The sequence below is a fragment of the Sulfurimonas sp. NW9 genome (genome assembly GCF_051132275.1).
Taxonomy (GTDB): Bacteria; Campylobacterota; Campylobacteria; order Campylobacterales; family Sulfurimonadaceae; genus Sulfurimonas; species Sulfurimonas hydrogeniphila.
In genome coordinates this window covers 419,078-433,037 of sequence record NZ_CP093236.1, presented here as the reverse complement: position 1 = coordinate 433,037, position 13,960 = coordinate 419,078, and the positions used below count along the sequence as shown (strand labels likewise).

Sequence of the window (13,960 nt, the reverse complement as noted above, 5' to 3'; positions counted from 1 at the left end):
TCATTCTCAGCCCGGACTAAAGTACGGATTCCGGGAAAAACACCCTTTGAGACCAGTGTGTTCGTGTCGGCTATTGCAACAGATAGGAAAACTTTTTTACCCACTCTTTAAAGACAGTTGAACCTTCCATAGTGATGCCCGCTCGTTGTAAATCCTGTGCTATCATCACGGCAAATTCCCCTTTGAGCTTGAGCGTATATCGGAGTAAATTTTCCAATCGCTCATCGCTTGGATTTTGCAGATAGTGACTCACCAGTCCAGAGCTCAAAGCATACAAAACATCGACCTCATCACTGTAAACAAAATCATCTGCACTGAGTATCTTCTCAATATCGGGCAGCCTGTCCATTACTTTTAAAAAACTCAAAAATGAAACGGCAACATCCCGTCCTACCGCACCGCTCACTGTTTCCAAAAGCACAGATGCAGGCAGAGCACTTTGTAAAATACTCCCGACATATTCCCAGCTTCTGGGTGTTGCAAAACTTTTATGCTCTTTTTTTGCATCAAAGGTAAAGAGATGCTCGTTTTTGTAACTTATGTAGGCAATTATGCGACTGTCAAGTCCGGATTTGTATGCCCAGTTGCGCCAGTCATCCACACTCACTTCCAATTCAAAATGCACAAAACGGTTTGCCAGAGGAGCCGGCATCCGGTAGGTCACGCCTCTGTCACCCTCACGGTTTCCCGCAGCAACTATAGCCCATCCCTCAGGCAACTCATATTCACCGACACGTCTGTCAAGTATCAACTGATACGCCGAAGACTGCACGGCAGGCGCTGCAGAGTTAAGCTCATCCAAAAACAAAATCCCCTGGCCTTCACTCGGTAAAAAAGCAGGCGGAGCCCAAAGTGCGGTGTGTGACTCTTTGTCATAAAAAGGGATGCCTTTTAAATCTGTCGGGTCCATCAAAGCCAAACGCAAATCAATAAAACCAAGGTTGTTTTTCTCTGCAATCTGTTTGACAATCGAAGATTTTCCAATTCCCGGTGCTCCCCACAGAAATGTGGGCACTTTTTGCAGAACCAGTGCCTGCAGTGCCTGTGTCAATTCTCCTGCTCTCATACTAACCATCCTATATTTTCACTTTGTATATGTTTTGAAAAGGTTTTGTTTGTTTTGACTGCCCGCTCAAAACGGCTCTCAAGTTGCAGTTGATATAAAATATCTACCGGAGTATTTTCATTTTTTGCCAAATTCAGAAGTATCTGTGCATCCCCGCATTTAAAAAGTTCTTCCAAAATATTTTGCGGTGTCGCATTGTTGCGACTCAGCGATTCACTGTAGTTTCCCTCTTTATAGGCGGACTTCAGAATATCTCTCGGCGTTGCACTGTTGGCATAAATTACTTGTCTGATTCTCTCATTATTTAGACAAAGCAGCTGTTTACATGTAATTACATGTAAGCACTTGTTTGCAGCCAAAGCAAAATGAATTGTCTCATCGTTACATGTAACAAGCTCCTGCTGCATAGCTTCATTTAAGGTCTCATTTGCCGCCAAAGCATTTTTGCACTCAGACAAAAGTGAGAACATCTCCTCATCGAGCCTGATATTCTGTGCTGCAATCTCGACAAGTTTTTTATTTTTTATCAACTCACGGGCTATATTTTTATCCAGATTGACATTGTACGCCATCGCTTCTTTTGTTGCTTCATCCCCTTTTTTTAAAAACCTTTTCTGCACACTTTTTGGAAGCTTTGGATGCAGGGCAAGTGCTTTTATAATTTTGGGATGTTTTTTGCTCGGCTCCAAAAAAGCAATGGCTTCTAAAAGCTGTTCGTTTTTTGTTTGTACTATCAGATGATAAATTCCCGTTGTCGCATACTGTACATTATGGTTTCTCTCTATATTTTCATAAAACCTTGCTATTAAAGCAGCAGAGACATCACGATTGTCATCATTTTCGAAAAAATCTTCACCGCCAAAAGAGTACATTTTTAAGAGTTTAAAAAAAAGCGCATCTTCTATACAGCTGTTTTGCAAAAAACTTTTTAATCTTTTTTTGTCATTGGAGAGTTTGAGACTCATAAGCAGCGTATCGCTGTCAATCTCTTCTGCCAAAAGTTTTTCAAACAAATCTATATTCATAAACTCATATTTTTCTTCTTCATAAAGGGTATCACTCAGATTTTGTTCATACGGACTCATCATGCGCCCCTCAACAACAAGAGTAACCGCATCGGTAACTTCTTTACACAGGGTAATATTATGAAACTTCAGCTGTGACACAAACTCATCTTCACTAAAAGCCCTGCTCTTTCCAAGCAGCAATATGGTCTTATTTTTCAAATTCTGTAAATTCATACACAAATTATACACATATTTCAACTTATTCTTATTTAGTGTTATAATTGATCTCTGATATTTAAGGAATGGCAAATGAAGTTATACGCACCGTGGGAAAAAGCTTTTGAAAAAATTTCCACTCCTTTGGAAAATTTCATTCATGCACAAACAACTACGGGACTTATTTTATTTTTTACAACTATTCTTGCTCTTATCCTTGCCAACTCACCTTTTTCCGGACTCTATTATGATATATTTCATACGCCCATATCTGTTTCTATAGGTTCATGGAAACTTTCACAGTCACTCAGCCATTGGATAAATGACGGACTGATGACCTTCTTTTTCTTTTTGATAGGACTTGAAATCAAACGGGAAATTCTCATCGGAGAACTCTCAAATATCAAAGTTGCCATTTTGCCTATTTTTGCAGCTGTCGGCGGTATGGTTTTTCCTGCACTCATATATATGAGCATCAACACAGACGGTCCCGGTGCAAACGGCTGGGGCATACCAATGGCCACAGACATAGCATTTGCCATCAGTGCCTTGGTGATTTTAGGACGCAGAATTTCTCCGGCACTTGTTACATTCCTGATTGCGCTTGCTATTGTAGATGATCTTGGGGCCGTTGTAGTTATTGCACTTTTTTACACCGAACAAATTCATATTCTCCCTCTTTTTCTGGCAGGTTTGTCATTTTTCATTATGGTGGCCTTTAACCGTTTTGGCATTCACATGCTTTTGCCCTATCTCATTGTAGGCATTTTTATGTGGCTGTTTATGCTCGAATCAGGTATCCATGCGACAATTGCCGGTGTTATTGCCGCTTTTGCAATTCCCTCCAAGCCCAGCTATACTCCTTTGGATTTTACAACACATACCAAAAATCTGCTTGACGAATATGACAACTATCCCATTGCCACCGATCACACAATGCATGAAAAACAAAGAGCCCTTTTGCAAAACCTCAAAGACAGAATTGACTTGGTAAGTTCTCCTGCTTTGAGGCTTGAGCATGCGCTTCACCTTCCCATAGGACTCTTTGTCATTCCTCTTTTTGCACTTGCAAATGCCGGTGTCAGTTTGGATTTTACATCATTTAGTCAAAGTCTAGCCAATCCTGTCTCCCTGGGTATAGTATCTGGGCTTCTGCTGGGCAAGGTCATTGGTATATTCGGGGTTTCTTACCTGAGTGTGAAGCTCGGCATTGCCAGACTGCCGCATAACAGCAGCATGAGTCAGCTGTTTGGTGTTGCCATTTTGGGCGGTATTGGTTTTACGATGAGTATTTTTGTCGCTGATTTGGCCTTTGCAGGCAACAGCACACTGATTTTTCAGGCAAAAACAGGAATACTGCTGGCCTCATTGCTTGCAGGTTTTTTGGGCTTTGTCTGGCTGAGATTTGTTGTCTCTAAATAGCCTCAATCGTGTTTCTTCCGTTCTCTTTGGCACAGTAAAGCATCTTATCCACAATCATTACATATTCGTCAAGCAGGGCATGCCTGTATACTTTATCAGGCTTAATCCACATAGCCCCCATGCTTACAGTGGCCTGTAACTTTTGTCCATCCGCTTCAAGTACCGCGGCTTCAAAAGCCTGGCGTATCTTTTCGAGGACTCTAAAGCCTTCCTCTTTTTGTATTGCTGAGAGAATTATCATAAACTCTTCGCCTCCGTATCGGATGACAATATCAGAAGTTCTGATATGTTTTTTCACAATTGCAACAAAAAAATGCAACATTTTATCTCCGGCGACATGCCCGTAGGTATCATTTATATTTTTAAAATAATCCAAATCACACATTGCAAGAACAAAAGAGTTCCCTGTGGCATAAGAGAGTTCGTATTGGGTTTTAAATATCAGTTCCAGGGAATTTCGATTGAGCGCACCTGTCAGATTGTCCTTGGTCATTTTTTTATTCATCTCGATATTGTCAATAAGTGCCAACTCTGTACCGATGTTCAAAGAGATAAGCTCACATTTTTCCAAATAGGAGATAAGTACATGATACTCCGATGTTGTTAAATTTACAAATATTTTCTTTGCAAACATATGCAAATCATTATGCAACCGTGTCAAAACATCAAGCTTTGAATTGTTTTGGATGATTTTTTTTGCATGATTGTTTAGCCACAGCCCAAAGTCACACTGCATCCCGTCAAGTTCGGGAAAATTATTTTTGTCAAAACTGTTAATATGTTTTGCCAACTCATTCAGCCATTTTAGATGCGCTTCATAGTGTTTTATGATAATGTCTTTGTCCAAAAGATCAGATAAAGAACTGAGCCGATTGTTATTGACCGTATAAATTTCCTGTGTATATCTTGAGAGATAGATATAGGCAACACCATTGTTTATCTCTTTAAACAGGGATATGAGATTCAAAATTTTATTACTCTCAATATTTTGCGCAATTCTGGATAACAAAAGGTTTTTCAGCCCGTATATTTCGTTGGTCATAATAATGTAGGGAACATTCATCGAAATTTTATACATTGCCAGCTCTTTGTAGAGAGTATTTATATCATTCGAAGTGAATGACTGATGAAATAAATTAATAATTCGCAGATAAAACTTTTTTATCACCTGCTCACAGGCATATGATTCTATACAGGTTAAATATCTGTCTCTGAGTTCGGTATAAATCAGCTCCGAATCACCCTCTAAAACCCCGGAAAAATCATATTTCATTTCTCAACCTTTATAAATGTTCGAACCTGCAAGACTCTGTATTGTGTTGCGTATTATACCAAATTCTCCCAAAATCTCAGGCGTATCTTTATACAATAAAGGAGAGTCCAAGTCTACATACTTTACAACATCTCTGTATGCAAAGGCAAGACAAAGAGCCGCATGTATGGAGACAGGTCCCTCCAGCATAGACCCCAGCATACACTCTATGTTGTTGGATCTGGCATATTCCAAAATCTCCTGTGCCCTGCTCACACCGCCGCACTTCATCAGTTTGACATTTATCATATTTGCACAGCCCTCTTCATACACTTTTTTTACATCTTCAAGAGTAAATACCGCTTCATCCGCAAGAATGGGAACAGTGCTTTTTTGGGTTATTGTTTTGAGGCTCTGTAAATCATCTGCAACTACAGGCTGTTCAATCAGGCTTACATGTAATCCCGCTACCGCCTCAACATAGTACAGTGACTGTTCAAGATTCCACGCCTGATTGGCATCTATGAGCACCTCTGCATCTACAAGCGTTTCAGTAATCATTTTTGTAACTGCAACAGCATGCTCCAGATCACTGCCAAGCTTTACTTTTAAAATATGAAATCCATTGTCAAAAGCTTTTTTCGCATCTGAGAGCATTATGTCTGCATCATTGAGACTGACAGTAATATCGGTAAAAATCGGAGAAAAATCTTTTGTACCGAGATACTGTAACAGTGTCTGATTATTCTGTTGTGCCAGCAAAGAGACAACTGCCATATCAAGAGCGGCTTTTGCACTCGAACCCATTGTACTGCCATGGATTACATGTAAAGCCTCACCCGGCGTCAGGCCAAGCAAGGCATCTTGCAACCCGCCAATCGCATTTGCAATGCTTTGCAGGTCTTCTCCTGTCACTGCTTTGGTGGCAGGCGCTTCACCGTAAGCATAAAGACCGTTATCACATGTAATCCTTAGCCGTATAAACTCAACATTTTCCACCCGTCGCAGCGCGGTAACAAAAGGGGTTTTCAGTGCTCTTTTCTTTATCTGTCTTTCTATCTTCTGTATTTTCACACTGAGGCCATATAGATAAAAAACGGATAAAGCAAAAGTCCCACATACGGCAAATACGGTCCTATGGGAGTCAGCAATACCTGGGCAAACTCTTTTGATATCTCTTTTTTTATAAAAACCTGATCAATCATAATAATTTTACTTACAATATCAGCAGTTTTAAAAGAGAGTAATGCCAAAGCATAGGGATTATAGTGGGTATAAAACAAAAACCAGACGGCAAAATAAAAGGTCGGGTGCATAATCAGAAAAAGAAGAACTTTTTTATGATAATAGCGGTACATCCGTGCCAACATGTCCATAAGTGTCCCAGCCTTTTGCCACTGCACTTCATAAAACTCCAAAAGCATATACAGCACAATAAAGACAATAAGATAATCCTGCATCAAATTTCACTCACTTTTTTTGTAAGTATAGCAAAAGAAAAATAAGCAATATTTCGGAATTGGTACTTTTTATGCTAAAGCATGACTTGTGAGAAAAACTAAATTTTTTTCTGTAGTGCCGACTGTTACTGCTTTTGCGGGCACTCTCAGCCGGCACTGAAGTACCGGTTCCAAAAAAGATGCCTGGCTTTAAAAATCAGAACTTGGAGTGCTGCAGTTTTCTTTTCCGTTTGGTGTGCTTTCACTTGCGTCAAATCCGATGGTTACACCGCTTCTTTGCACCAGGTCTCTTGCATCCTCGATATCTTCATCTTCGTCTTCCACAGGTCTTACAGTACTGTGAATGATGATTTTGTCACCGTAATCTACAGCCTGAAAAAAGTGTTTCATGCAAAACTCTTGATTCATACGACACTCTAACACTCTTGCCTTGTTGATCATGTCTTCTCTTGAATCAAATGTCATATTGTTTTCAAACCCGCTTTTTTTAAAGCAACTGCATTCTTTGTCAATTTCTATTATATACATTAATATTTCCTTTGTATAGAGTAATCTCTGTTTATATCACTTTGCGCTTAAAAGTATGGTTAAGAAAACATACTATTAAAACTCTTTTATAACTTTAAAATCACCTGATTCATACGAATATACCTTCTTCGCTTTTTTGTCAATGATAACAGGTCGTATCCACTCATTTAAAATAAACTCTTTGGCCACCGAATTTTCAACCGCCTTGCCCACTGCTTCCAAAGGAGCTTCCATATACGTAAGCAATCTGACAGGTTCGTGATAGGCTTTACCCTCCAGCATAACAGATTGCGTAGGAAGTCCTATTTTAAGGTCACCGTAATTACCGTTAAAAACCCCGACTTTGGCAACAATATTGTGGTAGACTTTGGAACCTGCTCCATAAACGGCATTGTCTACCGTAGAAAAATAGTGTTCCATGTTGATCCACTCACCTACAATAAGAGGTCCGTTGAAAATTTTTGTCAGAATATCCGCATTTTCATTATCCAAAGAAGCCTCATACGAGTGCATAAAGAGTCTGTTTTTAAATGCCATATGTTTTATAGAACTTCTTGGACCGGCAAAAACACCCATATTTCCTGCCAATCCCCACTCCGGCCTTGGTTCTGACCAGTCCATTGATTTTACAATGATATCTTCCTGGGTATTTGTATACGGCAACTGGGTGATTCTCTCCTGACGCGAAATTTTTGAAGCTTCTTCAAAATCCTTCATAACTTTTGTAAATTTTGTCATCTCTTCTTGCGTTAGGATATCTGTATCATAAAACTTTATCTCATCTGTACTCGTTACATGTAAAGCCGGCATAAACTTGACATCATCCGGAATGACAATCCCTTTTTGGGCAATGGCCTCTCTTACATCTTGCGAGTTGGCTATCATACAAAGAGCTCTGTTGTTTGGCAAACTGCTGCTCCCGCCACATGCGCCACAGTCAAGTGCCGACTCAAACGGATTGTTGTCCGAAACACTTTGGTGTCCACAGAGAATGACGAACTCGGCAAAATTATCCACTTGGCCTATCATCATTAAAAAACTGTACAGATATTCTACTTTCTCTTCAAGAGTAAATCCGACCATTTTGAGTTTGTTCTTCTGATACTCATAATCTTTTCGTGTTATTTTATACTTTGTGCGCAGTTTTTCCAGCAACTCTTTTGGAATATCCAGTGACAACTCTTCTTCAAAAACCAAATGATCGCGAATGGCCTGAATCTCTTCTGCCGTGTACTCCTGCGATGCACTGTTTTTCAAAGCTTCTACAATCACATATCTGTGCATTTTATTGACATACATTTCTATCTCTTGATCTGAGAGTTTGTCCAGAGTATATGTGGTTTTAGGTTTTTGTGCCTTAAAGCCGGACAAAAACCTGTTTGTTTTTCTTGGAGAAAATGTTTTTCCAAAAAGGTTTATTCCGAAGATCCAGCCGATTGCCTCTACCATTATATAAGGAGTATAAGGATTGTTTTTCAGATCACTTAAAACTTTTTTCGTAGTTTTGTTCATAATTTTTTTCGAACTGTACTCTTCATGCGCTTCTTTTGGCAGTTCAAATATAATATTGCCGGGTTTTACCACCGCCGGACATAAAAACTGTTCATGCGCCTTGTCAAACTCCACAAAGGCAATAGGAAAACCTAAAAAACCTCCTGCCCCGTATGTTACATAACTGCCTCTGCTCTCAAGAGATCTTCTCATCAGTTCCGAACGCACGTCCAGACAAAATGTGGCAGAAGCCAGAGGCCTCTGCCCATTAGCTGTTTGAGTCAGTTTCATCTCATCAATAAAAGCATGAATATAGCTGTCTTCAAGGGACTTCAGCCAGATATATCCCTCATGGGAGCGTAATGTTTCCATGATTTTTGCCAACTCTGTCAAGGCAATCTCTTTATTGTTCAGCTGGGCACTTGAGAGGTGTACCTGTTTGGCATCAAGTTTGAGTTCATCCTGCACATAGTTTTCCAAAATCTGCTCATAATTTTGATGTTCCTGTATAGCATCTATATATTTGCCGGGCAGATCCCCTTTTGCCTGCAGTATTCTCAAAATGACACAGGCACTGTTTTTTTGCACAAAAGAGTCCAGCAATTCAAAGTTCTTGATTTGTCTGTGCTGAAGGTAGGCAAGTTCAAAATAGAGTCTGATAGCCATATAGTCCATCAGTGATGACGGATACTCCTGCTGTGAAAAATAGTCAGGATCCTCGGAACGGTATTTTATAAACCCTGCCCATCCGTGCAGTTTTAAAATATGCGCCAGTAGATACTGCTCAACATTTTTCACTTTCAGCTTTTGAAGAGCCTCATTTACGAAAGATTCGGAATCCTTGGCATAGTCAAAGTTTTCATACAGTTTGAATGTTTCAAACATTCCCAGTTCTCTGTTTGGCATAGTGATGGTTGTCTGTTCCTCATCCAAAAACCTGGTGATATACTCAATAATATCTTTTTCTATCATCTCTTTGTCATCACGATCAAAAAGAATATCATTGATCTCATAGAGTGTCATATGCTTTGTCAGTTTTTCTATCCACTTTTCTTTATTGTGATAGAAAAACTTTTCATCAAGATATGCCAACAGATCTTCATCAATTTCATGTTCGTTTAAATCTGCAGTACTTCTAAGACTGTTCCATTTCGGATTGACTTCTATCAGACATTTTTTTGCCAGATCATAATGTTCTTGCAATCCGTCACTTTTGAGTATCTCTTTTAAGTTTGCTTCGAGCAAATCAGAATTGATTTTGCCTTCTTTGTAAAGATTCAGATAATACGACGGCTGCATGTAAACATTCCCGCCAAAGATACTCTGCGCCTTGGCCACTCCCTCTTTAAAATGGAGATGTTCAAAACCTTTTAAAGGGTTGTGATGAATAAATGCACCGATTGGCCAGTAATGGGGTACCGTTGATTTGACAGCATCAAGTTTTTGCATGATTGTACTCATAAAAGCAGCTCCTTCAGTCCATATATACTCAGTCCGAGTAAGACTATAACAACAGATAAATGCAACAGTTTTTCTCTAAAAGTTAAATCCACATAGTGAATATTTAAATTCGGCTTTCCAAAAAGTGACTTTTCCATAACTCTCATAGCCAAGAAAAAGTTTCCTATAAAAAGCGTTATAACAACTATAGACCAAAGCCCAAACGGTTCCCCCGTAAAGAGATAATTCAAAAAAAAGAGCGAATTGGGAAAGGGAGGATAGAGAGCTATACAAAGCAGATACACAGTGATATAGATGCTCAGATAAGGTGTGGCAAGTGTTATACCTCTTACGGCAAGATAATTTGCACTGCCGTAATTTTTTTCATAAAACCTTCCTATAAAATAGATCCCAAGAAGAGAAACCAGCAAAGAGAGACTGTAAAAGGCTCCCTTGTCTTCAAAAAGCATAAAAAACGGAGCATTTATAAAAACAAAATAGTATCCGAGTTTATAAAAATTTGTTGTTTTTGTAGCCCTGTATATAGTATACAATGCACTGAAAAAAGATATCATGACAAGTGAAGTCGGATGTTCATTTACTATAAAAAAAGAGAGAACAATTGCACATAAAAGCAAAAATCCGCTCAATAAAAAGATACCTTTACTGCCAATCTTCTTGCTTTTTTCCAGGAAAATATAATAAGGAAATCCTGCAGCCAATACAAATAATAAAATACTAGATATCATAGTCTCCCTTTTTTAGAACGCTTAAATATTTCAAAATAGAACCCTTCTTTTGCCAGCAGTTTGTAAAAAAGCCACTTCATTTTATTTGGTTTTATGTCGGCATTCGGAATTTCCACAAAATGCTGTTTATACATAAAGAGCCAGCCAATGGTCATAATGACAGCCAGCATAACCATGGAACTTGCCATCGTCACATTCAGTGTTGCCGCTTTGTAAAAGAGTAAGGCATCCTCACCATATAAAAAATGCTCAAGTGTCAGACCGATAAACTCATAGGTAAACAAAATCAGAACAAATGTACTGACAAGTGCCAGAATGACTTGTATCGAGTCAGATTTTGACACTTTAAAGAATGACAGGAAAAGCTGAGTTCCTGTCAACCAGGCAAAGGCCAGTATAACAATAGCCGCATTAAATTCAAAGAACTCTTCGCTCAATACCATTTTCACACCTATAAAAGCCAGAACAGGCAAAATGGTAAAAATTGCAATAAGATAAAAGAGTCTGTTGCTCCTGTTGCCTGTTTTATCCTCCCAAAATACTTTATAGGAGAGGCGTTCGGGTATATTAGGATCATGCCGGGCATATTTGATCAAAGCGCCTGATTCCAGGAAAAGTGTTGCCTTGAATATACCATGCACAATAAGATGATAGATGGCAAGTGAAAATGCACCCAAACCGATTTCCATGATCATATATCCCATCTGTCCTACGGTAGAGTATCCAAGAGAACGCTTGATATCTGAAACTACCAGCATTAAAGCCGATGCAAATATTGCCGTAAAAAGGCCTACGCCAAAAGCGATATTAAGCACACCCGGAGTCAGCATCAACAGGTAAGCAAGCTTGTTGAGCAGTATACCGCCAACATTGACAACACCGGCATGCATCAATCCCGATACCGGAGTTGGTGCTTCTGAAGTGTAAGGCAGCCAGATATGAAACGGCACTATTGCCGATTTCATCATCGCGGCAATCAAGAAAAGCAGTCCTATAACAAAGATCACAGGATCTTCAACCGGACCCTTGGACATAAGAAGCCACTTTTCGCTCAATGTTGCAAGGTCCAGACTCTGAAATGTTTTATAGGTCAGTATCACGGCCAGTAAAAAAACCAGATCGGCACCTTTATGTATGTACATAGTCCATCTTGCATTTTTTACAGCTGTTTTTGAACCGACATTAAATGAAACAAGCAAATACAGACCGATACTCATCAGTTGCCATGCCAGAGCCAAAACAATCAGATTGTTACTCATAACCAGTAAATATATTGACGCAAAAATAAAGTTCAAAAGAATGAAAAATCTTTTATACCCTGCTTCGTCCCACATGTATTTCGTAGCATATTTACGAATGACAAGACCAAGAATTGCAACATAGGGTACCAAAACAGCTGAAAGCTGATTATATATAAGCAATCCGCCAAATCCCGTGATTTGTGTATCATTACTTATGACATAATACGCTCCGTACAGTCCGAGCAAGGCTATCATACTCGACAAAATAAGACTGATTTTCGGAATAAACTCTTTTTTCTTCACAAAAATCAGCAAAAATGCTATTACAATAGGAATACCCGGAATGAGCAGTATAATTTTTTCCATTAAAACTCCTGTTTTCTAATGCAGATATTTAGCTCGCCGGTGTATCAATAGCACTAAAAGCGTCTAAATCAATATCATTCGATCTTTTTTTGTTTTTCACTATAGTCTTTTGCAGAGCATCCAAATCTCTTTCACCTGTACGGATACGTTCAACCTCCAACACAGGCACGACCCAGATTTTTCCTGCACCGTGATCTATATCCTGTGCATTTGCACGAATAGCCTCCATTGCTTTGTCTTTATATATCTTGTTGGGAACTATAACAATAACCATTACCTTTTCTGTCAATTCGGTTTCTGTACCGTCCCAGCAACCTTTTCCTAATACTCTTGTTACAGTAACACCCTGTATTCCCTCATCTTCTAAGCCATGCAACACATCATTAAGTGCTGACGGATCTATAATACTATTAACCTGAACCATATGGAACCCCTTTTTGTTTATATGGCAGCAATTTAAACATTATAACTTTTAAGCTCGGCTAAAAATAGAATCAGTCACAGATTACTACAGCTAATATTTAGGTTAAATCTCACTATACAGCCATTTGAGATAATCTGGCTATCCTAAGTGCTACATATTGTAACACCAATATATCCTCAATGCTTCAAAAAGTAGCATAAGACCCGGCAAAACAACTTATTTGTGCAGGTTTATTGTTTTACAAAAAATATTTATCTCATAAATTAAAGAGAATTTAAAGGACTTTCCAAGTAAACTCCCAACTGAAAACATAAAATGTTGCTGATAAAAAGTATATTTCTATATTTTTTGATGCCGCAAAATTGATAAAGATACTTAGAATTGATTGAATTTTCAATAGACTGGTATTTTATGTTTAAGTCATTTATAGGAGAAAAAATGTATTATGTAGCAAAAGTTAATGCTGACATGTGTGCAGAGTACAAGTGTAATACATGTACTCTGTATTGCCCGGAAGCAAATACACTCATGTTCGATAAAAGCGGAAATACATCTTGGGTTGATGTAGACAGATGTAAAGGGTGTGCATTATGTGTATACGTATGTACTGATATGCTCAATCGTGATTGTATTACGATGGAAATGCCTAACGTTGAAGCAGTCTAAGTCTAAGTTTTAGATTTAAGTAAAAAATAGAGTAAAATAAAAAAATCATAGGAGAACTTATGGCAAACCAAGGTCCTGCGTATTATTCACCATATCCTGCGGCTACGTATGAAGGTGTAATAACACCACCAGAAGGAAAAGCACTTTTATTAGAAGATGTGGTAGATGAAGAAACGGCAATGAGAGAAATTGCAAAACAGATGTTGACAAAAGAAAATGCAACAATTTTCCCCGGTCCACAAGTACTTTACGCATGGAGCGATGAAGCAAAAAGAAAAGCAACTCTTATCAAAGAGATGGCAGAAGTTCTGAATGCGAACATGATTCCAATGTATGACTACAGACCAAAATATCCAAAAATTGATGCTGAAGTTGAGATCAATCCAAATCATCCAAACTTGACGATTTGGGAAAACAAAATCAAAGCAGCAATTTTTATCGGTGTTCACTGTCATTATGCAAATGTTGCATTAAAGATTGTTAGAGCAGAAACAGACTGTTACACTATAGCAATGTGTGCTTTATCCGGACATGAAGATGCAATGGCTACTATTAGAGACCAACATGCTTCTGATCTTGAAAAGTTCATCAAAATAGCTAAAGAAGTTAAATCAGAGTTGGGAGTATAAAAC

12 protein-coding genes are annotated in these 13,960 nt (G+C 38.7%); 2 read left to right on the top strand and 10 right to left on the bottom strand.

The window, feature by feature from the left end:
- Positions 1-70: 70 nt before the first annotated feature.
- Together MLC44_RS02520 and MLC44_RS02515 are read right to left on the bottom strand one after the other, a co-directional pair.
- A complete protein-coding gene (locus tag MLC44_RS02520) occupies positions 71-1,066 on the bottom strand; it encodes an AAA family ATPase (RefSeq protein WP_434581094.1) in 996 nt (331 codons plus the stop codon).
- Positions 1,063-2,292, bottom strand: coding sequence for a hypothetical protein (locus tag MLC44_RS02515; protein ID WP_434658351.1), 1,230 nt, complete (start codon positions 2,290-2,292; stop codon positions 1,063-1,065). The genes MLC44_RS02520 and MLC44_RS02515 overlap by 4 nt, the downstream gene beginning before the upstream one ends.
- Before the next feature lie 90 nt (positions 2,293-2,382).
- On the opposite strand from MLC44_RS02515, the gene nhaA reads away from it, so the two are divergent.
- Positions 2,383-3,711: a Na+/H+ antiporter NhaA gene (nhaA, locus tag MLC44_RS02510; RefSeq protein ID WP_151901033.1), complete on the top strand. Its 1,329-nt coding sequence runs from the start codon at positions 2,383-2,385 to the stop codon at positions 3,709-3,711.
- Here nhaA and MLC44_RS02505 read toward each other — a convergent pair.
- From MLC44_RS02505 to MLC44_RS02470, 8 genes are all read right to left on the bottom strand, one after another.
- Positions 3,704-4,984: a GGDEF domain-containing protein gene (locus tag MLC44_RS02505; protein ID WP_434658348.1), complete on the bottom strand. Its 1,281-nt coding sequence runs from the start codon at positions 4,982-4,984 to the stop codon at positions 3,704-3,706. The genes nhaA and MLC44_RS02505 overlap by 8 nt on opposite strands.
- 3 nt (positions 4,985-4,987) lie before the next feature.
- Entirely contained in the window at positions 4,988-6,037 is a 1,050-nt protein-coding gene (locus MLC44_RS02500) for a dipeptide epimerase (RefSeq protein WP_434658345.1), read from the bottom strand.
- On the bottom strand, positions 6,034-6,423 hold the full coding sequence (locus MLC44_RS02495) for a hypothetical protein (protein ID WP_434658343.1): 390 nt from the start codon (positions 6,421-6,423) through the stop codon (positions 6,034-6,036). The genes MLC44_RS02500 and MLC44_RS02495 overlap by 4 nt, the downstream gene beginning before the upstream one ends.
- A gap of 189 nt (positions 6,424-6,612) precedes the next feature.
- On the bottom strand, positions 6,613-6,951 hold the full coding sequence (locus tag MLC44_RS02490; RefSeq protein WP_434658340.1) for a hypothetical protein: 339 nt from the start codon (positions 6,949-6,951) through the stop codon (positions 6,613-6,615).
- Between the two features lie 75 nt (positions 6,952-7,026).
- Positions 7,027-9,903: a putative inorganic carbon transporter subunit DabA gene (locus tag MLC44_RS02485; RefSeq protein WP_434658338.1), complete on the bottom strand. Its 2,877-nt coding sequence runs from the start codon at positions 9,901-9,903 to the stop codon at positions 7,027-7,029.
- Entirely contained in the window at positions 9,900-10,631 is a 732-nt protein-coding gene (locus MLC44_RS02480; RefSeq protein WP_151901038.1) for a hypothetical protein, read from the bottom strand. The genes MLC44_RS02485 and MLC44_RS02480 overlap by 4 nt, the downstream gene beginning before the upstream one ends.
- Positions 10,628-12,238, bottom strand: a complete 1,611-nt coding sequence (locus MLC44_RS02475) for a proton-conducting transporter transmembrane domain-containing protein (RefSeq protein WP_151901039.1) — start codon at positions 12,236-12,238, stop codon at positions 10,628-10,630. Before MLC44_RS02475 ends, MLC44_RS02480 begins: the two co-directional genes overlap by 4 nt.
- Positions 12,239-12,266: 28 nt before the next feature.
- Entirely contained in the window at positions 12,267-12,662 is a 396-nt protein-coding gene (locus MLC44_RS02470; RefSeq protein WP_151901041.1) for a P-II family nitrogen regulator, read from the bottom strand.
- Between the two features lie 725 nt (positions 12,663-13,387).
- Here MLC44_RS02470 and MLC44_RS02465 point away from each other — a divergent pair.
- A complete protein-coding gene (locus MLC44_RS02465; RefSeq protein WP_151901043.1) occupies positions 13,388-13,957 on the top strand; it encodes a carbon monoxide dehydrogenase beta subunit family protein in 570 nt (189 codons plus the stop codon).
- The last annotated feature ends 3 nt before the right edge of the window (positions 13,958-13,960 follow it).